Source organism: uncultured Pseudoflavonifractor sp., from assembly GCF_944387275.1.
Lineage (GTDB): Bacteria > Bacillota > Clostridia > Oscillospirales > Oscillospiraceae > Pseudoflavonifractor > Pseudoflavonifractor intestinihominis.
Map to the genome: position 1 here is coordinate 21,337 of NZ_CALXEG010000022.1, position 20,937 is coordinate 42,273.

General features: G+C 63.7%; 22 protein-coding genes and 1 riboswitch. Of the genes, 6 read left to right on the top strand and 16 right to left on the bottom strand.

All coding sequences use genetic code 11. The features are described from left to right. Position 1 precedes the first annotated feature (1 nt). From Q0K23_RS07030 to Q0K23_RS07070, 9 genes are all read right to left on the bottom strand, one after another. On the bottom strand, positions 2-370 hold the full coding sequence (locus tag Q0K23_RS07030) for a ferredoxin (protein WP_294519783.1): 369 nt from the start codon (positions 368-370) through the stop codon (positions 2-4). A gap of 118 nt (positions 371-488) precedes the next feature. Further along, a complete protein-coding gene (locus Q0K23_RS07035; RefSeq protein ID WP_294519785.1) occupies positions 489-1,022 on the bottom strand; it encodes an ATP-binding protein in 534 nt (177 codons plus the stop codon). A 158-nt stretch (positions 1,023-1,180) separates the two neighbouring features. Further along, a complete protein-coding gene (gene nuoE / locus Q0K23_RS07040; RefSeq protein WP_294519788.1) occupies positions 1,181-1,675 on the bottom strand; it encodes an NADH-quinone oxidoreductase subunit NuoE in 495 nt (164 codons plus the stop codon). 143 nt (positions 1,676-1,818) lie between these two features. Beyond that, entirely contained in the window at positions 1,819-2,568 is a 750-nt protein-coding gene (locus Q0K23_RS07045) for a PHP domain-containing protein (protein WP_294519790.1), read from the bottom strand. 34 nt (positions 2,569-2,602) lie between these two features. Then, the gene (locus Q0K23_RS07050) at positions 2,603-2,929 is read right to left on the bottom strand and encodes a DRTGG domain-containing protein (protein WP_294519794.1); all 327 of its coding nucleotides are present in this window, start codon (positions 2,927-2,929) and stop codon (positions 2,603-2,605) included. 39 nt (positions 2,930-2,968) lie between these two features. Beyond that, positions 2,969-4,312 (bottom strand): [Fe-Fe] hydrogenase large subunit C-terminal domain-containing protein, encoded by a 1,344-nt coding sequence (locus Q0K23_RS07055; RefSeq protein WP_294519797.1) that lies wholly within the window; start codon positions 4,310-4,312, stop codon positions 2,969-2,971. 40 nt (positions 4,313-4,352) lie between these two features. Beyond that, the gene (locus Q0K23_RS07060) at positions 4,353-4,580 is read right to left on the bottom strand and encodes a hypothetical protein (RefSeq protein ID WP_294519800.1); all 228 of its coding nucleotides are present in this window, start codon (positions 4,578-4,580) and stop codon (positions 4,353-4,355) included. Between the two features lie 12 nt (positions 4,581-4,592). After that, complete coding sequence (locus tag Q0K23_RS07065) at positions 4,593-5,012, bottom strand: ATP-binding protein (RefSeq protein WP_294519803.1); 420 nt, start codon at positions 5,010-5,012, stop codon at positions 4,593-4,595. Positions 5,013-5,016: 4 nt separating this feature from the next. Then, entirely contained in the window at positions 5,017-5,358 is a 342-nt protein-coding gene (locus tag Q0K23_RS07070; protein WP_294519805.1) for a DRTGG domain-containing protein, read from the bottom strand. 326 nt (positions 5,359-5,684) lie between these two features. On the opposite strand from Q0K23_RS07070, the gene serC reads away from it, so the two are divergent. Both serC and Q0K23_RS07080 read left to right on the top strand, forming a co-directional pair. Then, positions 5,685-6,767, top strand: a complete 1,083-nt coding sequence (gene serC, locus Q0K23_RS07075; protein ID WP_294519808.1) for a 3-phosphoserine/phosphohydroxythreonine transaminase — start codon at positions 5,685-5,687, stop codon at positions 6,765-6,767. Between the two features lie 431 nt (positions 6,768-7,198). Next, positions 7,199-8,368 (top strand): phosphoglycerate dehydrogenase, encoded by a 1,170-nt coding sequence (locus tag Q0K23_RS07080; RefSeq protein WP_294519811.1) that lies wholly within the window; start codon positions 7,199-7,201, stop codon positions 8,366-8,368. 91 nt (positions 8,369-8,459) lie between these two features. Here the strand turns inward: Q0K23_RS07080 and Q0K23_RS07085 are convergent, their stop codons facing one another. Continuing rightward, entirely contained in the window at positions 8,460-10,523 is a 2,064-nt protein-coding gene (locus Q0K23_RS07085) for a serine hydrolase (RefSeq protein ID WP_294519814.1), read from the bottom strand. 287 nt (positions 10,524-10,810) lie between these two features. On the opposite strand from Q0K23_RS07085, the gene Q0K23_RS07090 reads away from it, so the two are divergent. Together Q0K23_RS07090 and Q0K23_RS07095 are read left to right on the top strand one after the other, a co-directional pair. Next, the gene (locus Q0K23_RS07090; RefSeq protein ID WP_294519816.1) at positions 10,811-11,284 is read left to right on the top strand and encodes a hypothetical protein; all 474 of its coding nucleotides are present in this window, start codon (positions 10,811-10,813) and stop codon (positions 11,282-11,284) included. A gap of 180 nt (positions 11,285-11,464) precedes the next feature. Further along, positions 11,465-13,465 (top strand): LTA synthase family protein, encoded by a 2,001-nt coding sequence (locus Q0K23_RS07095; protein WP_294519819.1) that lies wholly within the window; start codon positions 11,465-11,467, stop codon positions 13,463-13,465. Between the two features lie 42 nt (positions 13,466-13,507). Here Q0K23_RS07095 and Q0K23_RS07100 read toward each other — a convergent pair whose 3' ends face one another. Continuing rightward, positions 13,508-14,374: a prephenate dehydrogenase gene (locus Q0K23_RS07100; RefSeq protein ID WP_294519823.1), complete on the bottom strand. Its 867-nt coding sequence runs from the start codon at positions 14,372-14,374 to the stop codon at positions 13,508-13,510. A 15-nt stretch (positions 14,375-14,389) separates the two neighbouring features. Continuing rightward, a complete protein-coding gene (gene aroF, locus Q0K23_RS07105) occupies positions 14,390-15,406 on the bottom strand; it encodes a 3-deoxy-7-phosphoheptulonate synthase (protein WP_294519826.1) in 1,017 nt (338 codons plus the stop codon). A gap of 328 nt (positions 15,407-15,734) precedes the next feature. On the opposite strand from aroF, the gene Q0K23_RS07110 reads away from it, so the two are divergent. Beyond that, complete coding sequence (locus Q0K23_RS07110) at positions 15,735-16,160, top strand: Rrf2 family transcriptional regulator (RefSeq protein ID WP_294519829.1); 426 nt, start codon at positions 15,735-15,737, stop codon at positions 16,158-16,160. A 3-nt stretch (positions 16,161-16,163) separates the two neighbouring features. Here Q0K23_RS07110 and Q0K23_RS07115 read toward each other — a convergent pair whose 3' ends face one another. The 4 genes from Q0K23_RS07115 to Q0K23_RS07130 all read right to left on the bottom strand — a co-directional run bounded on the left by Q0K23_RS07115 (position 16,164) and on the right by Q0K23_RS07130 (position 19,910). After that, complete coding sequence (locus tag Q0K23_RS07115) at positions 16,164-16,769, bottom strand: hypothetical protein (RefSeq protein WP_294519833.1); 606 nt, start codon at positions 16,767-16,769, stop codon at positions 16,164-16,166. Positions 16,770-16,900: 131 nt separating this feature from the next. Continuing rightward, positions 16,901-18,049, bottom strand: coding sequence for an ABC transporter substrate-binding protein (locus Q0K23_RS07120; protein ID WP_294519835.1), 1,149 nt, complete (start codon positions 18,047-18,049; stop codon positions 16,901-16,903). An 11-nt stretch (positions 18,050-18,060) separates the two neighbouring features. Then, positions 18,061-18,885, bottom strand: a complete 825-nt coding sequence (locus Q0K23_RS07125; RefSeq protein ID WP_294519838.1) for an ABC transporter ATP-binding protein — start codon at positions 18,883-18,885, stop codon at positions 18,061-18,063. Next, positions 18,882-19,910 carry an iron ABC transporter permease gene (locus Q0K23_RS07130; protein ID WP_294519842.1) on the bottom strand — a complete coding sequence of 343 codons (1,029 nt, stop codon included), beginning with the start codon at positions 19,908-19,910 and terminating at the stop codon, positions 18,882-18,884. Before Q0K23_RS07130 ends, Q0K23_RS07125 begins: the two co-directional genes overlap by 4 nt. A gap of 96 nt (positions 19,911-20,006) precedes the next feature. After that, a riboswitch (molybdenum cofactor riboswitch) is annotated at positions 20,007-20,151 on the bottom strand. A 116-nt stretch (positions 20,152-20,267) separates the two neighbouring features. On the opposite strand from Q0K23_RS07130, the gene Q0K23_RS07135 reads away from it, so the two are divergent. Next, the gene (locus Q0K23_RS07135) at positions 20,268-20,777 is read left to right on the top strand and encodes a nucleoside-triphosphatase (RefSeq protein ID WP_294519845.1); all 510 of its coding nucleotides are present in this window, start codon (positions 20,268-20,270) and stop codon (positions 20,775-20,777) included. The last annotated feature ends 160 nt before the right edge of the window (positions 20,778-20,937 follow it).

Sequence of the window (20,937 nt, forward strand, 5' to 3'; positions counted from 1 at the left end):
TTTATTCCGCAGCGCCGATGGTGTACTCGGTCACCACCTGGCGGTTGACCAGATGGTCGGCCACGATCTTGGGCACCATCTCGGGCTTGAGCTTGACGTAGGTGACTTTCTCTTCGCCGGGGACGTACACCTCGGCGATGGGCTCCAGGCGGCACACGCCGATGCAGCCGGTCTGGGTGACGGTGACGTTCTTCAGCTCCCGCTTGTTGACCTCCTCCAGGAAGGCCTCCAGAACGGGCCGGGCGCCGGCGGCGATGCCGCAGGTGGCCATGCCCACCACGACGCGGATGGTATTTTCATCGGACTCCCGCAGACCGACCTGCTTCTGCATCCGGTCCCGGATGGCCTTCAGTTCTTCCAGGCTTTTCACGAATTCATCCCCCATTCAAACAAGTTGGTTTCCGCCCTGGGGCATCCCCCGGGCTGCCGCCGGCACGGGGAGACCCCGCCGCGGCCCTGTCAGCGGGAGGCAACCTCCCGCGCTGTGATCAAACGGACTGCTCCAGCTCCTCCAGATAGCCACGCATCCACATGGCCACCTCCGGCTCGGCCAGGGAGATGCCCTCCCCCAGCACAGAGCGGATCTCCCGGGTGTCAAAGGTGAAGGAACCCCGGTCCGTGGTGTGGGTGTAGATGGTGTCCACCTCCGGCGCGCCCTGCACCAGCAGGGCCACCGTGCCCGCCATATCGCCCAGGGGCGGACAGTCGATGTGGCCGCTGCAAAAACGGGCGGTCACCGTGGTACCCACCCCCACCGTGCTCTCAATGGTCAGGCTGCCGCCGGTCTGTTCCGCCGTCAGGCGGAGAAGGGGCAGCCCCAGCCCCACCTTGCGGGTGGTACGGGTGGTGGTAAAGGGGTCGGTGACGGAGGCCAGGAATTCGGGCGACATGCCCCGGCCGTTGTCTCCGATGACCAGAACGAGCTGGCCCTCCCCCTCGGTCAGGGACAGCTCCAGCCGGGTACAACCGGCGGAGATGGAGTTCTGGGCAATGTCCAGAATATGAAGGGAAAGCTCTTTCATAATTCCGCCCTCCCTGGGGCTGGCTTATTTGTCACGCTTCCCACGCCTCGCGGTCGGGTCGCCTTCCCTGCGGCTCGGGCTGGTCTCCGGGCCGCTGTGCGGCCCGCTGCTCGCCCTCGCTCCGGTCCAGGCTCCCCTGCTCGGCGGCTCAGCGCTTCTCACTCGTATTTGTCCAGAATCGGCCCAACCTGGTCGGGGGTGAGGCGGCCGTACACGTCGGACCCCACCATCATGACCGGGGCCAGGCCGCAGGCGCCCACACAGCGGCAGGCGTCCAGAGAGAATTTTCCGTCGGGGGTGATGGAGCCGGGACGGATGCCCAGCTTTTTCTCCACCGCGGCAAGGATGTCCGCCGCGCCCTTGACGTAGCAGGCGGTGCCCAGGCAGACGGAGATCTGATGCCGGCCTTTGGGGTTCATGGAGAACTGCGCGTAAAACGAAGCGACGCCGTAGACCTCGGAGAGGGGAATGTCCAGCCCCTCCGCGATCATGATCTGGACCTCTTCGGGCAGGTAGCCGAAGATCTCCTGAGCGGCCTGGAGCACGGGCATGGTGGAGCCGGGCTGACCCTTGTGCTCGGCGATGACCTGACGCAGCCGTTCCTCCTGCTCAGGTGTTCCGTTGTAAGGCACAACGGTCTTGCAGTTTGGCATGTAGGTGTCCTCCTTTTTCGTATATGTTCTCAATGTGAGGCTGTATTCTGACCTAACATTTGTTCATTATATCTAACTTTTTTGAAGGGCGCAATAGGAAATGCGGACAAATGTCAAAATTATGCCGCAAAGGGGTAGAAATTTTAGGATGGCAGAGGGCTGAAAGCATTGAAATCAGGGCGTTTCAGCCATTCCAGCAGGGCGGAAGAATTTTTTTCGGCCAACTCCACCTGCTGGCAGGCGTCCATGATCTGATCCAGGTAGTGGGCGTCCGAGGCGGTGATCACCGGCAGGCCCTTCAGATCGGGCCGGTCCAGGAAATCAGGGGGGCAGGCCCGGGAGACCTCCGCAAAGGGGAAGCCCAGCCCCGGGTCCCACAGGCCCAGGTTGGAGATCAGGGAAAAGGAGGGGCGGTCGATGTGGGCGGGCCAGCAGGCTCCGCCCAGAGCCGCCACCAGGCCGGGCACCTCATAGATGCCGATGCCGGTGGCAGTGGAGAGCATCCGACGCTCCTCCCCCAGCACCGTGTCCTCGCTGTCCATCCTTATTTGGGGACCGAAGACCCGGGAGTCGTTCTCCAGCGGCGGCAGGCGGCGGAACACCTCCGCCTCAAAGGCCCGGGCGGCGTCCAGATTGCCGAACACGCACACCACATGGACCTCCTCGGCAGTGGTCAGCTCCATGCCGGGCAGGGCGATGATGCCGTACCGCTCGGCGGCCTCACAGAAGGCGGCGCAGTTGCCCACTGTGTTGTGGTCGGTGAGGGCGGCGGCCTCAATGCCCGCCAGGGCGCACATGCCCGCCAGATTGGCGGGGGTATTATCTTCAGAGCCACAGGGGGAGAGGCAGGAGTGCAGGTGGAGGTCAAAGGTAAGATTTGGGATAAAACTCACCGCCTTTCAGCAGCCGGACAGCGGTGGCCTGCCGTCACAGCAGGCCGTTTACCGCCGCGGCCAGGGCAAAGGTGCCCTTGTCGGAGCCCAGCAGGTTGACTTCCTGCTCTTTTGCCCGGGACAGGAGGGCCTGGTCGGGGGTGACGCCTTCAGACAGGATGACACAGGCCACGTCGGCCATCAGGGCCACGGCGGCCACGTTCTGATTGGACATGATGGTGATCCAGCAGTCCCCGGCAGTGGCCCGGCCCATGACCCAGCTGAGCAGGTCGCCGGCGTAGCCGCCGGTGACCGGCGCGTCGGGGGCGGGGAGGGCGAATTCCGTCAGGGACAGGGCAGCGGACAGCTCTTTTACGGTCATGGGAACAACCTCGCTTCCTGGCATAGAATAGGTGAGGGGTCACTTCTTGTGTCCGTGGGGCGGCGAGTCCTTCTTGTGGCGGAAGGGGGCGGGCAGGTACTCGTCGGCGTCGGAGGAACCGGCCATGTACTGCATCCGCTCCCGCATCTTGAAGATGCAGTCCTCCTCGCTGGCCCGGCCCAGCACCACGTCCTCGGCAAAGGCCCGGCAGGAGGGGGCGCCGCAGGAGCCGCAGTGGAGCCCGGGCAGCTGCTGCTCCAGAGCCTCGATCTTGGCCAGCTTATCCATGGCGGCCGCCCGGTCCTGGTCCAGCACGAACACGGGGACATACTGCAACTCGTAGTCAAACTTTACCACGTCCCGGTCCTCGCCCTTGAAGGTGAACCGGTTGCGGGACACAGGCAGACCCTTCATCAGCTTTTTGATGCGCATCCGGGCGCCGTAGGGGTTCTCCACCGTCAGACAGCCCCCCACGCACCCCTGGACGCAGGCGTTGAGCTCGATGAAGTCGGCCTCAGGCAGACGGCCGTCCTCGATCTCCTCCAACATGCGGATCACGTTGGAGATGCCGTCCACCGCCACATACCGCTCGCCCATCCGGGCGGCGGACTCGCCGCCGCAGTAGGACCAGCCCACGCCCATGATGCCCGAGGAGGACAGGGGCCGCAGTTCCTTGCCCCGCAGCTTCTTCATAGCGCTCAGGAGGCGCAGGTACACGTCCCGGATGGCAAAGGCCCCGTCCAGCACAGGGTGATTGAGCCCGTCGGGGGTGAGGGCGGCGGTGACCTTGGAGGAGCAGGGCACGATGGAGAACACCCCGATCTCCTCCGGCTTCAGGCCGGTCTTCTCCACCGCCTCCCGGCGGGCCAGAATGGCGGCCAGCTCCACCGGCGTGATCACCGGCGCGATGTTGGGGATGAGCTTGGGGAAGCGCATGCGGATGAGGCGCAGCACCGTGGGACAGGCGGAGCTGATCTGGGGCATGACCCGCTCCACGCCGCCGGTGATGCACTGGCGCTGGTAGTCGCTGATGAGCTCGGCGGCCTTGGAGACCTCGTACACGTCGTGAAAGCCGATCTCCAGCAGGCCGTTGAGAATGATGTCGATGTCGTCCATGTTGTGGAACTGGCCGTACAGGGCCGGCTCCGGCAGGGCCACGCAGTAGCGGAATTTCTTCAGCATGTCCAGCGGGTCGCTGATGGACTTGATGGCCTTGTGGGGGCACACCTGGATGCACACGCCGCAGTCGATGCAGCGGGCGTTGAGGATGGCGGCCTTGCCGTTGCGCACCCGGATGGCCTCGGTGGGGCAGCTCTTGATGCAGGTGGTGCAGCCACGGCAGCGCTTGTACTCCAGGACAACAGAGTGCTTCAATTCATTCACCTCCGAAGGTTGGGGAGACAGGCTCCCCGGCGGGCGGCAGTCATGTCAGCTTCCGCTTGACCAGCCGCCGGAGGACGAGAAGGACGAGAACGATAACCGCCGTAAACAGCCCGTTCACCACAATGGAGAGGTACCAGGGGGCGGACTGTACGGCGAACAGGTCGCGATAGGCGTAGTACTCATAGCAGCGCCAGAGGCTGCTGCCGATGAACACGCCCACAAAAGCCCACAGGGCGATGTGCAGGAAATTATATACTTTTTTCCACATCATGTTTCCTCATTACAGGTTGAACCGCATGGTCACGGTGGTGCCCACGCCCAGGGTGGTGTCGATCTTCATCTCGTCGGAGTAGCGCTTCATGTTGGGCAGGCCCATGCCCGCGCCAAAGCCCAGGTCCCGGGCGATCTCGCCGGCGGTGGAGAAGCCCTCCTCCATGGCCTGGTCCACGTCGGGGATGCCCGGGCCGGAGTCGATCATACGGATGGTGATGTGGTCCATGGCGATCTCCACCTCGGCCCGGCCGCCGTCGGCGTGGATGACCATGTTGATCTCGCCCTCGTACATGCAGATGGCCGCCCGGCGGATGGTCTCCTGGGGCAGGTCCAGCTTCTTGAGGGCCATTTTCATCTTGCTGGAGGCCTCGCCGGCGCTGATCAGATCGCCGCCCTCCACGTGATAGGTCAGTTTGATGGGCTCCACAGCGTCAGTCCCCCCTCAGTCCGTTGAGATAGAGCAGCCCGCAGGCGTCGTACATCCGCCTGGGCGAGCGCATGACCACAATGTCCCGGGCCTGAGCCAGCCTCAGGATGGACTCGTCCGGCATCTTGCCCCGGACAAAGACGATGCACTTCATGTCCAGCATCTCGGCCGTGCGCACCACCTGGGGGTTCACCAGGCCGGTGAGCAGCAGGGCCTGGTCCTTGACATAGGCCAGCACGTCGCTCATAAAGTCGCTTCCGCAGGCGGCCAGGACCTCCCGGTCCAGGTGTTCTTCACCGGAGAGCACTGTGGCGTCCAGAATCTCCCTGATGGTACTGAGTTTCATAGGCGAGCCTCCGTTCTAAGCCATAGTAGGCAGAGTGACAGAAAATGATCTTCAAACATTATAACATGATGGGCAAAAAAGCGAAAGCAATGTTGTAAAATTCACAAAGAGCCGCAGAGCGTGTCCGCCTGATTTGGACGTTTGTATCATTGACAGAGACGCTGCACTCGGCTATAATAGTTTTAATACTTTACAGGACTAAAGCAACGGCCACGGAGTGCCGTGGCCCACAGAAGGGCCGCGGTCTTCTGCGGCCGTTTTTCGTCCTTTGAGTATGCCGTGTGCCCGGTGGGCGGACGGCAAAACACATTTTAGGAGGGTGTCCAATGTCAGATCGCGTGTACAACTTTTCCGCAGGTCCGTCCATGCTGCCGCTGGAAGTGCTTCAGCGCGCCGGTGCCGAAATCACCAACTATCAGGGATCAGGCATGTCAGTGATGGAGATGAGTCACCGATCTAAGGTTTTCCTGAAGATTTTTGAGGACACCCAGGCCCGCTTCCGCAAGCTGTTTCAGGTGCCCGACAACTACAAGATCCTCTTCCTCCAGGGCGGCGCCTCCACCCAGTTCTCCATGGTGCCCCTGAACCTGATCGGCAAGACCGGAAAGGCCGACTATGCCGTCACCGGCAACTTCGCCAACATCGCCTATAAGGAGGCCCAGAAGTACGGCCAGATCAGCCTGGCCGCCTCCTCCGCCGACAAGAACCACACCTACATCCCCGCCCAGGACCAGCTGAAGCTGGACCCGGAGGCCAGCTACTTCTACTACTGCGCCAACAACACCATCTACGGCACCGAGTGGCAGTACGTGCCTGAAACCGGCGACGTGCCTCTGGTGTGCGACATGTCCTCCGACATCCTCTCCCGCCCGGTGGACGTGAGCAAGTACGGCATCATCTTCGCCGGCGCCCAGAAGAACATGGCCCCCGCCGGCCTGACCGTGGCCATTGTGCGGGAGGATCTGGCCGGCCATGAGCTGCCCTACACCCCGCTGATGATGAACTACAAGACCATGATCGACAAGGACTCCATGTACAACACGCCCCCCTGCTGGTGCATCTACATGCTGGGTCTGGTGCTGGAGTGGCTGGAGGGCCAGGGCGGCGTGCCCGGCATGGAGGCCATCAAGCACGGCAAGGCGGCCATGCTCTACGACGTCATCGACAACTCCCGCCTGTTCACCTGCGCCGTGGAAAAGGACTCCCGCTCCGACATGAACGTGGTCTTCCGCACCGGCAACGACGAGCTGGACGCCAAGTTCGTCAAGGAGTCCACCGCCGCCGGCTTTACCAACCTGAAGGGGCATCGCTCCGTGGGCGGTATGCGGGCCTCCATTTACAACGCCATGCCGGTAGAGGGCGTGGAGAAGCTGTGCGACTTCATCAAGGCCTTCGACAAGAACAACTGAACCCGGGAGCACAGCTTCTCCACGGGGTCCCGCAAGGCGGGGCGCGGCTAAGCCGCGTTCAAGCATTTTGGCCGGAGGCCAAAATCTTGCCGCAGGGCGGATTCACTCCGCCCGAGGAGGTAAAATCAGGGGTCCCCGGGAAAGGCGCAGCCTTTTCTGGGGGAAAGCTGTGCGACTTTATTAAAGCCTTCGACAAGAGCAACTGAACCCGGGAGCACAGCTTCTCCACGGGGTCCCGCAAGGCGGGGCGCGGCTGAGCCGCGTTCAAGCATTTTGGCCGGAGGCCAAAATCTTGCCGCAGGGCGGATTCACTCCGCCCGAGGAGGTAAAATCAGGGGTCCCCGGGAAAGGCGCAGCCTTTTCTGGGGGGAAAAGCTGTGCGACTTTATTAAAGCCTTCGACAAAAACAATTGAGAAGGGGCGAACCAAACATGTACCGCATCAAAGCGTTGAATAAAATTTCCCCCGCCGGCCTGTCCGTGCTGGATCAGAGCCGCTTTGCCGTCAGCCCCGACGTGGAGAACGAGGACGGCATCCTGGTCCGCTCGGCGGACATGCACGAGTACGTATTCCCCGAGAACCTGCGGGCCATCGCCCGAGCGGGCGCGGGGACCAACAATATCCCCATCGACCGCTGCTCCGAGGCGGGCATCGCGGTGTTCAACACCCCCGGCGCCAACGCCAACGCCGTCAAGGAACTGGTCATCTGTGCCATGCTGCTGGCCTCCCGGAATGTGGTGGGCGGCGCGGCCTGGGTCAAGGAGCAGGCCGCCGCAGGCGAAGACGTGGAAAAAGTGGTGGAGAAGGGCAAGAGCCAGTTTGTGGGCCCGGAGATCCAGGGCAAGACCCTGGGCGTGGTGGGCCTGGGCGCCATCGGCGTCCAGGTGGCCAACATCGCCACCAAGCTGGGCATGACCGTGTGGGGCTACGATCCCTTCCTGTCCGTGGACGCGGCGCTGTCCCTCTCCCGTATGGTCCAGCGGGCCAACGACCTGGAGACCATCTACAAAAACTGCGACTACATTACTCTCCACCTGCCCCTCAACGGGGACACCAAGGGCATGATTGACGCCAGCGCCCTCCAGATGATGAAGGGCGGCGTGCGGCTGATCAACCTGGCCCGGGGCGGCCTGGTCACCGACGACGACCTGCTCCAGGCCCTGGAGAGCGGCAAGGTGGCCTGCTATGTCACCGACTTCCCCAACAACAAGATCATCCAGGGGCGCAACGTGGTGGCCATCCCCCACCTGGGCGCCTCCACCCCCGAGAGCGAGGAGAACTGCGCCGTCATGGCCGCCCAGCAGCTGCGGGACTACCTGGAGAACGGCAACATCCGCAACAGCGTGAACCTGCCCGCCCTGGAGCAGCCCTGGAGCGGCATCGCCCGGCTGTGCATCATCCACCGGAACATCCCCGGCGCCATCGCCGCCATCACCAAGGTCCTCTCCGACGACAACGTGAACGTGGAGAACATGACCAACAAGTCCAAGAAGGACTACGCCTACACCGTGGTGGACATCAACACCAAGATCCGGGACGACGTGGTGGACGAGATCCGGGCCCTGGAGGGCGTCCTCCGGGTGCGGCTGCTGACCCACTGATCAAAATTATCCACAAAACCAGCTCCACATGTGTAAAAAAACAAAAGCCCGGACCGCAATGAGGCGGTCCGGGCTTTTGCGCTTACGGGGATCAGACGGCGGGCACCACGGAGATATGGAACCGGGTGCCGGCGTCGCCGGCAAAGGCGATGGCGCTGTTCTCCGTCAGGGTGACGGTGCTGTCCCCCCACACCACGGAGGAGGCGGCCAGCGCGCCGGTGCCGTCATAGACGTAGAACCCGCCGTTGCCCTCGATGTCCACCCGGATGGTCAGGCCGGCGGCGCTGCCCACGGTGTACCACCGGGCATAGCCGTCGGGCTGGATGGTGGAGTAGGCGCCCGCGCCGCAGTAGATGGGCTGGGCGATGGAGGCGTCTACGTAGAGGATGCCCTGGGCGTCCATCCAGATGTGGCCGTCCTGCTCGGTGATGGTGGTGTCCGAGCCGTCCCGGCCGCCGTTGCCGGGCAGCTGCACGGCAAACTGGGTGTGATTGGCGTCCACAATCTTCTGGGCCCCTACGTAGCCGGGGATGTACTCAGGCAGCTCGGCAGCGGCGGCGGAGCCCAGGGACAGCCACACCTGGGAGGTGTACTTCTCATTCAGAGGCAGGACGCTGGTGGAATTCCACTTGTCCCAGGCGGCCTGGACGTCGGCGGAGAGCTGGGCGGGCTCCACCTTCTGGCCCACGTAGTTGGAGGTGGGCAGCACGGTCAGGCCGGGGAGGAAGGCATAGGCCTTCTGCCACAGGTAGGTCTCCCCGTTGTCCTCCACCACCGGCTTGACCATGGCGGCGGCGCCGGTCTGGTCCCGGAAGGAGCCGTCGTCAAAGTAGTAGAAGGTCTGGGCCGGGGCGCTGGGCACGGTGAGGGACTGGATGGTGAGCACGCCGTCGGCGGAGATGTCCACCTTGAACTGCTGGAGGGTGGAGGCGTAGTAGCCGGAGCAGTCCATCAGCTGGGCGGGCATGGTCTGGCTGGGGCTGGCGGCGGGCAGGGCGGGGATGGTCTCGTCCACCGTCACGCCCTGCTCCGTCAGGGCGTCGATGAGCATCCGGGCCGCGGCCATCTGGTTGTAGGTGGACACGCCGCCGGAGGTGAGCACCGCCGCCGCCATGTCGTACTCGGGGAGGACCACCAGCGCGGCGTGGTAGTACTGGGTGTCGCCGCCCTTGGCAAGGGCCTGGATGTTGTTATAGCGGAAGGGGGCCAGGGACACGTTGTCCCAGCCCAGGCCGAAGGCCAGGGCGTCGTCCGTGTCGTCGGGCCAGATGCCGTTGCTGTACTCGGGGGCGGCCATGGCGTCCAGAGAGGCGGAGGTGAGCAGGTCATCCGAGCAGAGCAGGCCGCCGAAGGAGGCCAGGTCGGCGGCATCGGCGTAGATGCCGCCGGTGCCCACCGTGCCCAGGCAGTCCTGGGGCAGGGCCCGGGGGTCTTCGCCCAGGTAGGTCTTCACCAGGCGGGAGGTGTCAAACTCGTCCTGGGGAGTGAAGGTGTTCTCCAGGCCGTTGGGGGTCAGGATGGCCTCCTGGAGGTACTCGGGGAAGGTCTTGCCGCTCACCGCCTCCACCACCAGCTCCGCCAGGGTGAAACCGGTGTTGCAGTACACGCTGTACGCGCCGGGGTCGGCAACCAGCCGCTGGGTGGACAGGGTTTCCAGCAGGTCCTCGGTGGCGGAGCGGTCGTCGTCGGCAAAGAGCAGCATGTCGTGGGTGGCGCTCATCAGGCCGGAGGAGTGGTTGAGCAGCATGCGGACCGTAATGTCCTTATACCGCGCATCGGCCATCTTGAACTCGGGCAGGTACTTGGTCACCGGCGTGTCCAGGTCCAGCTTGCCCTGGTCCACCAGCTGCATGACAGCGGCTGTCACGTACATCTTGCTCACCGAGCCGATGCCGTACAGGTCGGTGTCCAGCAGGACGCGGTTCTCCGACTTGGAGTACACGCCGGCGTGGCCGGAGAGGGCGATCTCCCCGTCCTGCCATACGGCGTACTGCACGCTGACGGCGCCGCCGTACTGGGCGGCGAACTGGGCGGCCATGGCGGCGGACGCCTCGCGGGTAGCGGAGGGCTCCGCCTCAACGGCCAGTGCGGGCGCGGAGATACTGACCGCCATGACTGCGGTCAGCGCGAGGGCGCTCAGTCGTTTTTTCCACATAGCTGCTTCATCCTTTCCCGGCTCGTTCCCTGAGCCTGTAAGAAAATTATCCCACCGGCCTGTTCTGCTGTCAAATGAAAAAAGATTAAGAATCTGCCGCTGGTCGAGAAAAACATACACCTTTCACCAGGTGGAAGGTCAAGTACCCGGGGAACAATTGGAACAGAAATGTCCTCGGCAGAGGCACATAAAAATTTTTTCAAAAATTTTGCCTGGGTGTGTAACAAATTCTCTCTGTCAAACGTCTATATCAATAGAAGGACCGTTCCGGAGGGGGAGGGGTGCACATGTATCGGAAGCAGCGGCTGTATCGAAAGTATGCGCTGGCGCGCTATGGCGCGCTGTGCCTCTGCTGCGCCCTGGCGCTGATGGCCCTGGCCCGGACCATGGGCTACCATCAGGCGATGCTGCTGCCCTTCTGTGTGGCGGTGGTGCTGGCGGTGCCCTACTTCAGCGCGGTGTACACCTATGAGTACGACGGCAGCCGCCTCGTCATCTCCCAGGGCAGCGGGGAAAATCCCCCGGTGCTGGAGATCATCGACACGGAGGACATCCTGGCCTACGGCGTCTACCTCCCCGGCCAGCTCTCCGCCCGGCAGGCCAGCCGGACGGTGCGGGCCTGCCTGTTCCTGGACCCCAGGAGCAAGCGCTACCTGCTCTACCGGCTGCCCGGCGGCGGCACCGGCATCCTCATCTTCTCACCCGACCGGGAGATGCGGGAGGCCTTGATCCGGGAGCAGTGGATCTTTCAGGTGTCCTGAAACGGCAAAAAATTCATAAAATCTTTCGTGTTTTCATCTTGCTCTTTCTGTAAAATCCGTGTAAGATTTTGATGCAACGGTAAGGATATCGCTCAATATGCCGCGCCGGTCATTCCGGAGCGGCTGTTTTTTGTGCGGGAGATTATTCTGTATAGTTTGAATACGAGGTAAGGCGAGACCATGAAGACAGAGACAAAAATACCGGTCCACACCGGGAGAACATGGGTGGAGATGCGGCGCTGGGGCCTGATCGTGGCGGCGCTGGTCTTTGCAGGGGTGCTGGCGGGCCTGCTGCTGTCCGGCTTCTCCTGGTGGGAGAGCCTGCTGTGGGCCCTGGGGCTGGCCCTGCCCATCCCGGTGCGGCTCAAGCTGGAGGGCAGGGCGGCGGTGTGGCTGTCCCGGCTGTTCTGGGCTGCCGGCCCGGTGGTGGGGTACTCCCTGGTGGAGATCCTCAACTGGAACAACCCCTTCACCAGCTTCTCCACCCTCCAGGTGGCCCTGAACCTGGCCTTCTACTACATCATCGCCCTGGCGGTATGGCTCATCGTGGGGCGGCGCAACCTGGCCTGCGGCATCTCCACCGCCCTGTTCTGGCTCATCGGCATGGCCAACCACTACGTCATCGCCTTCCGGGGCCGCACCATCTTCCCCGGCGACCTGCTCACCCTGGGCACTGCCGTCAACGTGGCGGGCAACTACAACTACGCCTTTGACACCAAACAGGCCCTCACCGCCCTGGGCCTGGCCCTCTTCCTGCTTCTGCTGCTGGACCTGCCCAGACAGAAGGGCCGCGCCAGGCTCCGTCTCCGCTCCGCCCTGCCAGTGACCGTCCTCTGCGCCGCATTCCTGGCCGTGTTCTTCGGCACCGGATTTCTCTCCGCCGTTGGCATCGAACCCTCCATGTGGACCACCCGGGGCAACGGCTTTGTGCTAAACTTCTCCGTGTGCCTGCGGTACTCCTCCGTGTCCGAACCGGAGGGCTACTCCCAGGAGACCCTGGCCCAGATCGCCGCCGGGGTGGAGGGGGAGTCCGTGCCGGCGTCGGGCACCGGCAGCGGCGACAAAGTGCAGCCGGTCAACCTGATCGTCATCATGAACGAGTCCTTCTCCGACCTGACGGGCACCTTTGACCTGGAGACCAACCAGGACCCCATGCCCTTCTTCCGCTCCCTGACGGAGAATACCATCCGGGGCACGGCCTACTCCTCCGTGTTCGGCGGCACCACCGCCAACTCGGAGTACGAGTTCCTCACCGGCAACACCACCGCCTTTCTCCCGGCGGGCACCGTGCCCTACCACCTCTATGTGAAGGAGAGCTCGGAATCCCTGGTGGCCCAGATGAACGCCCTGGGCTATGAGAGCGTGGCCATGCACCCCTACTACTCCTCCGGCTGGAACCGGATCCCCGTGTACCGGGACTTCGGCTTTGACCGCTGGCTGTTCCAGAGCGACTTTGAGGACCCCTACTACATCCGGGAGTACATCTCCGACCAGACCGACTATGAGAACCTGATCCGGGTCTATGAGGAGAAGGAGGAGGGGGAGCCCCTCTTCATCTTCAACGTGACCATGCAGAACCACAGCGCCTACTCGGGGGCCTGGACCAACCTGCCCAAGGAGGTGTGGCTCACCGGAGAGATGGAGGGTAAGTACAACACGGTGAACCAGTACCTGAACCTGATTTACCAGAGCGACAAGGCCTTTGAATACCTGATCGACTACTTCTCCCAGGTGGAGGAGCCCACCATGATCCTGATCTTCGGCGACCACCAGCCCCAGGTGGCCACCAACTTCTACACCGACCTGCTGGGCAGCGACCCCACCGTGGAGGAGGCCCAGAAGAAGCAGGAGGTGCCCTTCCTCATCTGGGCCAACTACGACATTGAGGAGCAGCAGGACGTGAAGCTGTCCCTCAACTACCTCTCCGGGCTGCTGATGGATGCGGCCAACCTGCCCAAGACCGGGTATCAGACCTTCCTGAGCGGGCTGCGGGAGACGGTGCCGGTGGTCAACGCGGTGGGCTACCAGGACACCGACGGCACCTGGCACGAGCAGACGGATGACATGAGCCAGGCGGCCCAGGAGGGCCTGCTGGACTACCAGATGCTCCAGTACAACGAGATCTTCGACAGCCGGGACGACCGGCTGGAGGACTTCTTCTTCCTGCCGGAAAAAGAGTAAAAGCAAGCGGCGCATCCCATATTCGGGATGCGCCGCTGATCTTTAGTCCAGGCTGAGCAGGTCGGGGCCCTCCAGGTTCATCTTCCGCTTCCGTCCGGCGGAATAGGCCAGCTTTTCGGACAGCAGCTTGGTGTCCCCCGAGGCGATGGCCTCCCGGTAGGCGTGGAGATTCTCCTCCAGCCGGTCCAGGGCGGTGAGCAGGGCGGGGGCGTTCATGGAGAAGAGCTGGGTCCACAGCCCCACGTCCAGGGCAGCCACCCGGGTGCATCCCCGGAAGGAGCTGCCCTCAAAACCCTTGCAGGTGAAGAGCATGGGGTCGTCGCACACCGAGACCGCGATGATGTGCATCATCTGGCTGGTGTAGGCCAGGATGGCGTCGTGCTCCTCCGGGGTGGTGCGCACCACGTCCTTGCAGCCGATGTAGTCGGCCAGACGCTCCATCAGGGCGATGTGCTCCGCCTTGCTGCTCTCCCGGGGGGTGAGAATCAGGTGGGACTTCTGAAACATCTCCCCAAAGGCGTGCTCAATGCCGGAGAACTCGGTGCCCGCCATGGGGTGGCAGCCAATGAAGTCCACCTCGGGTGGCAGCACCTCCGCCGCCGCCATGATGGCGGTCTTGATGCCGCACACGTCGGTGACCAGGCTGCCTGGCTTGAACCGGTCCTTGTACTCCTCCAGGAACCGGGTGATGCCCCTGGGGTGGAGGCACAGGATGGTCATGTCCGCCTGGGGCACCACCTCTCCGGCGTCGGCGGTGATGCGGTCGCCCACGCCGTGCTCCGCGGCGAAGCGGAGGGTGGGCTCCGACACGTCCACACCCACGATCTCAAAATCCTCAAAGCCCTTCAAAGCCAGGGCCATGGAGCCCCCGATCAGGCCCAGGCCGATGACAGCAATGGTTTTTGACATGAAAAAGACCTCCCTTTACACGCTGCGGCCCACGCAGGCGGCCACGCTGCGGATCTTGCCCATCAGGTCCTTGAACTGGTCGGGGGTGATGGACTGGGCGCCGTCGCACAGGGCGTTCTTGGGGTCGTTGTGGACCTCGATGAGCAGACCGTCGGCGCCGGCGGCCACGGCGGCCAGACTCATCCGCTCCACCATCCAGGCCTTGCCGCAGGCGTGGGACGGGTCCACCACCACGGGCAGGTGGGTCATCTGCTTGGCCGCCAGCACGGCGGACAGGTCCAGGGTGTTGCGGGTGTAGGTCTCAAAGGTGCGGATGCCCCGCTCGCAGAGGATCACGTTGGGATTGCCGCCGGCCAGGATGTACTCGGCGGACATGATCCACTCCTCAATGGTGGAGCTGAGGCCCCGCTTGAGCAGAATGGGCTTGTTGACCTTGCCCAGCTTCTTGAGCAGGTCGAAGTTCTGCATGTTCCGGGCCCCCACCTGGATCACATCCACGCAGGCCTCAAAGAGGGGGATCTGGTCGGCGCTCATCAGCTCGGTGACAATGGGCAGGCCGGTGGCCTCTCTGGCCTCCCGCAGCAGCTCGATGCCCCGGGAGCCCATGCCCTGGAAGGCGTAGGGGGAGGTGCGGGGCTTGTAGGCGCCGCCCCGGAGGGCCACGGCCCCGGCGGCCTGCACCGCCCTGGCCACGCCCACGATCTGCTCCTCACTCTCCACCGAGCAGGGCCCGGCGATGACGGCCAGCTTGCTGCCGCCCACCGTCACGCCGCCGCCCAGGTCGATGACCGAGTCGTCGGGGTGGAACTTCCGGTTGGCCTTCTTGAAGGGCTCGCTGATCCGCATGACCCGCTCCACGCCGGGCAGCTGGGACAGCTTCTCCTCGTCCAGACGGCTGGTGTCGCCCTCGGCGCCCAGGATGGTGGTCTCGGTGCCCTTGGACACCATCACCTTGACCCCGCCGGCCTCCATGGCGCGGATGGCCTCGTCCATCTGCTCCGCGGTAAAATCAGGCTTTAAAATCACGACCATATCAATTTCATCCTTTCTCATTCCGGCGGTTCCCGCCGCCGCGCAAAAGAAAACGCGGCGGCCCAAAACGGACCGCCGCGGTGTGTTCTCCGATGAGGGAGCGCTCCCAGCTGGCAAACCGGTTATGGGCAGGCAAAATGACCGCTACGGTAATAGCGGTAATAGCCGTATGCATAGCCGAAGCACAGCGCCATGGTGGAGCTCCTCTCCTGTTGATACCGTGACTTTAACACTTTTTGTTGTTAAAGTCAAGAGCTTTTTTTGCTTGAATTCCTACCAAACCCGTGGTAATATAGTTATAACTACCTGATGAAGAGGAGCCACTGACATGAAAATTTCCACCAAGGGCCGCTATGCCCTTCGTTTGATGCTGGACCTGGCGGTCCAGCCTGGAGACTCCGCCGTCCCCCTGCGGGACGTGGCCGAGCGGCAGGAGATCTCCGATAAATATCTGGAACAGATCGTCACCCAGCTGGCCCGGGGCGGCCTGGTCCGCAGCGTCCGGGGCGCGGGGGGCGGCTATCTGCTGACCCGGGCGCCTGAGGAGTACACCGTGGGGGAGATCCTCCGCCAGCTGGAGGGCAACCTGGCCCCGGTGAGCTGCGTGTCCGGCGGGGCCTGCTGCGGCCGGGCGGACCGCTGCGTCACCCTGGAGGTGTGGCAGCAGATCCAGGACGCGGTGGACAATGTGGTGGACAACATCACCCTGGCCGACCTGGTGAAGCGCTACCGGGAGAAGTGCCCCGAGGCGTGAGGCTCAGTCCTGGACAGGCTCAAAGGGCGTGAGCAGCAAGGAGCCGTCCTTGCCGCTCATGGAGATGGCGCAATAATGGACGGCGCCGTCCGAATCGGTAAAGACCAGGGCGGTATTGGGCATGTCGCCGGGGAAGGCCATGGCCACCACAAAGGGCCGGCCAGGGGTGATGGCGTCCAGGGTGCCCAGAACCGCTCCCAGCCGGAAGCCCATATCGTCCATAGGGATGGATACCACCTGGATGTCGGTGACCGTCTCAGTGGCGGTGATGGCCACGTCCACCCGGTACTCGCTCTCGTCCAGCACCAGCAGGTCGTAGTCCTCCGGCTGGGCGAGCAGGTCCGGGTCCGCGTAGTCCGCCGAGACGACCGGCTCCGGCTCCTCCGTCTCAGCGGGAGGGGTCTCCTCCGGCGGCCGGCTGTCCTGGGGCGGCGTGGGTTCAGGAGGCGTCTCCGACGGCTGGCTCTCCTCCGGCGGCGGGGTGGACTGAACGCTCCCAACGGGAGATGGCGCGGTGCCGCTGGGGGCGGGGGATTCCTCCACAGGGCCGCAGGCGGCCAGCGCCAGGGCAAGGCCCAGGGACAGGAGCAGAGTGAAAAACCGTTTCATGCCGGGTCCCTCCTTATCGTGTACGAAAAGCCGCTCTTCCTTATCACCAGCATACCAGAAGAGAGGGTATAAATCCAGTAAAAAAGAGCTGCGGCGCAGATGCGCCGCAGCTCTTTTTGGTTTGCTCAGGCTCAGCCCGCCAGCTTGCCGATGGAGTTGGCGGTGAGGGCGTCGAACTGCTCCTGGGTCAGGTCGCAGTGGTAGAAGATGTCATAGTACCGGGCCACCTCGGTGTACAGGTCATAGTCGATCTGGTCGGGGTAGAGGAGGGCGCCCATCCACAGCATGCCCAGATAGCGGTTGACGGAGGGGGGGAAGCCCATCCAGTTGTAGGGCCCGAAGGGCACCTCGTAGTAGTCGCCGTTCTGGATGGCGGTCAGGTCCTGCCACACCGGGTCGTCGGCCACCTGGTCATAGTAGCTGTCGGGGGCGAAGAGGATGATGTCCGGGTTCCAGAGGAGGAGCTGCTCCATGTCCACCTCGTTGCCGGTGCCCTTGGAGGAGGGGGAGTCCACCACGGCCAGGTTGTTGGTCATCAGGTCGATGACCTCGGCGTGGTAGGAGTTCTGGGCGATGACGTTCAGGCCCTGGTCGCCCAGGCAGTAGAGGATGTTGGCCTTGTTGTCGCCGATGGCCTCCATCATGGAGACGGTGTTGTTGTAGATCTCGTCGCAGTAGTCGGCGATGACGGCGGCCTCCTCCTCCATGCCCAGCAGCTGGCCCAGCATGCGGTAGGTGTCGCCCATGGTGGCGGTGTTGGCGTCGACGTGGACGGAGGGGATGCCCAGCTGCTCGGTGATGGCGTCCATGTCCTCCACGATGGAGTCCTTGGGCTCGCCGATATCGATGATCACCTGGGGATCGGCGGCGGCCAGGGTCTCCAGGTTCAGCTCACCGGCGATGGAGCCGTAGAGCTGGCCCAGGGCGGGCAGGTTGTAATACTTGGCGTCGATAAACTGCTCAGCGCCCGGGTCCCACTCGCTGGCCAGGCCCACGAACTTGTCGGGGCACAGGGCGAAGAGCACGATCTGGGCCATGGGGCCGGAGGGGGCGATGCGGTCGATCTGGGCGGGGAGCTCCACCGTGCGGCCGCAGGAGTCGGTGAACATGACGGTGTCGGCGGTGTTCTCCTCAGAGGGCTGGGCGCTGGGGGTCTGGGAGACGGAGGGCTCGGGGGAGCCGGAGGCCGACGGGCTGGAAGCGGGGGTGCTCTGGGTGCAGGCGGCCAGGGAGACCACCATGGCCAGGGCCAGCAGCAGAGACAGGGCTTTCTGTTTCATAAAAATCCTCCTTACTGTGTTGAAGCGGCTGTATGTTCCACCTGCTCGCAGGGGGGAAACGTGGGGAGGTCCCGGGGGATGCACACCCGCATCCGTCCGTCCCGTAGGGGCACCACCTCGGCGTCGATGCCGTAGAGGGCCCGGATCAGGTCCTCGTTCATCACCTCGTCGGGGGTGCCGTGGGAGAGGACCTGGCCGTCCTTCATGGCCAGGATCTGGTGGGAGAAGAGATAGGACTGCTCCGGGTTGTGGGTGGACTGGATGACGGTGTATCCCGCGTCGGCCAGAGCCCGCACCTTGGTGAGCACCCGGATCTGGTTGCCGTAGTCCAGGTTGGCGGTGGGCTCGTCCATCAGCAGCACGGTGGACTGCTGGGCCAGGGCGCGGGCGATGAGCACCAGCTGCCGCTCGCCGCCGGACAGGCGGGTGTAGCTCCGCTCGGCCAGGTGGCCGATGTCCAGCCGCTCCAGGGCCTCCCGGGCGGCGGCCTCCTGCTTGGGGCCGGGGGGCGAGAAGCCCTTGCTCTGGGCCGTGGTGCCCATGAGGACCATGTCGAACACGCTGTACTGGAAGGCGGGGTAGTTGGACTGGGGGATGTAGGCCACCCGGCGGGCCAGGTCCCGGGCGCCCAGGCTGCTGACCGACGCGCCGTCCACGGTGATCTCGCCCTGGAAGCCGTGGAGCAGGCCCAGAATGCAGCGGAACAGGGTGCTCTTGCCCACGCCGTTGGGGCCCAGCACCGAGAGGAGCCGGCCCTTGCCCACGGAGAAGCTGACATCCTTGAGCACCTGCCGCTTTCCGTAGGAGAAGGAGAGATGTTTGACCTCAATGCTCACGTCACATCGCCTCCCTTCATCATCAGATAGAGGAAGAAGGGCGCGCCCACAAAGGCGGTGAGGATGCCGATGGGCAGCTCGGTGGCGTAGAGGTTGCGGGAGATATTGTCCACGATGAGCAGGAACAGCGCCCCGCCCACCATGGAGGCGGGCATCAGGTACCGGGTGTTGCTGCCCACCAGGCGGCGGCACAGGTGGGGGATCACCAGGCCCACCCAGCCGATGGCGCCGCACACCGACACCGACGCGGCGGTGATGAGGGTGGAGGCCAGGATGATCAGCGGCCGCACCACCTTGGCGTTGACGCCCATGGTGCGGGCTTCCTCGTCGCCCATGGTGAGCACGCCCAGCTGCCACCGAAGCAGAAACAGGATGACAAGGCCGATCAGCATGGGCAGGAACACAAAGGACACCTTGTCCCGGGTGGTGCCCGACAGGCTGCCCATGAGCCAGTAGGTGATCTTGGGCAGGGCCTCGTTGGGGTCGGCCACCAGCTTGATGTAGGAGGTGCCCGCCTCAAAGAGGGAGCTGATGACAATGCCGGACAAAATCAGGCTCATGACCCGCTTGCCCTTGGCCTTGCTGCTCACCAGCCACACCAGAACCACGGTCAGGATGCCGAAGCCGAAGGCCATCAGCATGATGAGCTGGGCGCCAAACCCGGCGATAATGGCCACGGAGGCGCCGAAGGCGGAGCCCTTGGTGGCGCCCAGGATGTCGGGGGAGGCCATGGGGTTCTGGAAGATGCCCTGGTAGGCGCAGCCGGCGGCGGACAGGCAGCAGCCCACCAGGCAGGCCATGATGATGCGGGGCAGGCGGACATTGAAGAACACGTTCACCATGGTGTCGGCCCAGAACTGCTCGATGGGGAGGAAGCGGGAGAGCACGATGCCCGCCAGCTCCGCGGGGGTGATGGGGTATCGGCCCAGGCCGAAGGACAGGATGGCGGTGCACACCAGCAGGACCAGCAGCACTAGGATGACAAGGACTTTTTTGCGTGCCCCGTGGGGGGAAGCGGACTGCATGGACAGGTCTCCTCTCTGTTTATTGCCAATAAAAGAAAATCGCCCCCGCGAAAAGCGGAGGCGACAACAGCGCAACCATGCCGCATGGCGTGCGGCACGGCAGATGGAGCCTCTCCTTTTCAAACACGGAAGGCCAGGCCGTTTCCGGCGCAGACCCTGAAGGGACGCCGCCTCTGCGGCGTCCACGGCCCGGGCGCCATAGCGAAGCCTTAGGCGCGGGGGCTCGGAGAATATTGAATTGCGGAAAAAAACGGAGTATGATACCACAAGAAACCCGGCGGAACAGGGTGCCCCGCCGGCCTGTTGTCAAAAGCATACTATTTTTGCGGTTGGTTGTCAATATTTTTGGAGGTTTGCATGAGACATATTTTTCTAACCGGCGCTGTCCAGTGCGGCAAGAGCACCGTTGTCACCCGGGTGCTGGAGGGGTGGACGGGGGCCGTAGGGGGCTTCCGCACCGGCTTCGGCCCCGACCGGGCCTGCCCGGAGCGGCTGCTCTACCTGTGGAGCGCGGCGGAGCCCGCCCGGTACGACGCCGACCACGCGGTGGTCAGGTTCTTCGACGGCTGTGCGCCGGAGGCCATTCCAGGCCGGTTTGACGCCCTGGGTACCGCCTGCCTGGCCGGGACACCCACCCTGTGGGTGATGGACGAGTGCGGCCGCCTGGAGCGGGACGCCCTGTCCTTTCAGCAGGCTATTCTGGAAAAGCTGGAGGGGGACACGCCGGTGCTGGGCGTGGTGCGGGAGGGCTTCCCCGGGTGGACAAAGGCCATCGCTACTCATCCCAACGTGGCGCTTGTCACCGTCACAGAGGACAACCGGGACGCCCTGCCTGAGCTGATTCGGGTGCGGTTGAGGGAAGAATAAGGGAAAACAGACGGCCCGCCGAAGTTATCTATATCGTTGACGATTGCCTTTTCTTATGATATATTATTTATGCAAAACAAACAATTTCTTCCGCGCCGCCATTTAAGAAAGGAGTACGCCAATGCAGTAATGTAGTAGCAGTATCCCGGCATATTCGAGA

What these genes read in the sequence shown, in the direction of transcription:
- Q0K23_RS07085 (WP_294519814.1), bottom strand. Translation starts at nt 10,523, where the DNA reads ATGTGGAAAAAACGACTGAGCGCCCTCGCGCTGACCGCAGTCATGGCG.
- Q0K23_RS07110 (WP_294519829.1), top strand. Translation starts at nt 15,735, where the DNA reads ATGAAAATTTCCACCAAGGGCCGCTATGCCCTTCGTTTGATGCTGGAC.
- Q0K23_RS07070 (WP_294519805.1), bottom strand. Translation starts at nt 5,358, where the DNA reads ATGAAACTCAGTACCATCAGGGAGATTCTGGACGCCACAGTGCTCTCC.
- Q0K23_RS07050 (WP_294519794.1), bottom strand. Translation starts at nt 2,929, where the DNA reads ATGACCGTAAAAGAGCTGTCCGCTGCCCTGTCCCTGACGGAATTCGCC.
- Q0K23_RS07060 (WP_294519800.1), bottom strand. Translation starts at nt 4,580, where the DNA reads ATGTGGAAAAAAGTATATAATTTCCTGCACATCGCCCTGTGGGCTTTT.
- Q0K23_RS07035 (WP_294519785.1), bottom strand. Translation starts at nt 1,022, where the DNA reads ATGAAAGAGCTTTCCCTTCATATTCTGGACATTGCCCAGAACTCCATC.
- serC (WP_294519808.1), top strand. Translation starts at nt 5,685, where the DNA reads ATGTCAGATCGCGTGTACAACTTTTCCGCAGGTCCGTCCATGCTGCCG.
- Q0K23_RS07130 (WP_294519842.1), bottom strand. Translation starts at nt 19,910, where the DNA reads ATGCAGTCCGCTTCCCCCCACGGGGCACGCAAAAAAGTCCTTGTCATC.
- nuoE (WP_294519788.1), bottom strand. Translation starts at nt 1,675, where the DNA reads ATGCCAAACTGCAAGACCGTTGTGCCTTACAACGGAACACCTGAGCAG.
- aroF (WP_294519826.1), bottom strand. Translation starts at nt 15,406, where the DNA reads ATGGTCGTGATTTTAAAGCCTGATTTTACCGCGGAGCAGATGGACGAG.
- Q0K23_RS07080 (WP_294519811.1), top strand. Translation starts at nt 7,199, where the DNA reads ATGTACCGCATCAAAGCGTTGAATAAAATTTCCCCCGCCGGCCTGTCC.
- Q0K23_RS07120 (WP_294519835.1), bottom strand. Translation starts at nt 18,049, where the DNA reads ATGAAACAGAAAGCCCTGTCTCTGCTGCTGGCCCTGGCCATGGTGGTC.
- Q0K23_RS07095 (WP_294519819.1), top strand. Translation starts at nt 11,465, where the DNA reads ATGAAGACAGAGACAAAAATACCGGTCCACACCGGGAGAACATGGGTG.
- Q0K23_RS07100 (WP_294519823.1), bottom strand. Translation starts at nt 14,374, where the DNA reads ATGTCAAAAACCATTGCTGTCATCGGCCTGGGCCTGATCGGGGGCTCC.
- Q0K23_RS07115 (WP_294519833.1), bottom strand. Translation starts at nt 16,769, where the DNA reads ATGAAACGGTTTTTCACTCTGCTCCTGTCCCTGGGCCTTGCCCTGGCG.
- Q0K23_RS07135 (WP_294519845.1), top strand. Translation starts at nt 20,268, where the DNA reads ATGAGACATATTTTTCTAACCGGCGCTGTCCAGTGCGGCAAGAGCACC.
- Q0K23_RS07090 (WP_294519816.1), top strand. Translation starts at nt 10,811, where the DNA reads ATGTATCGGAAGCAGCGGCTGTATCGAAAGTATGCGCTGGCGCGCTAT.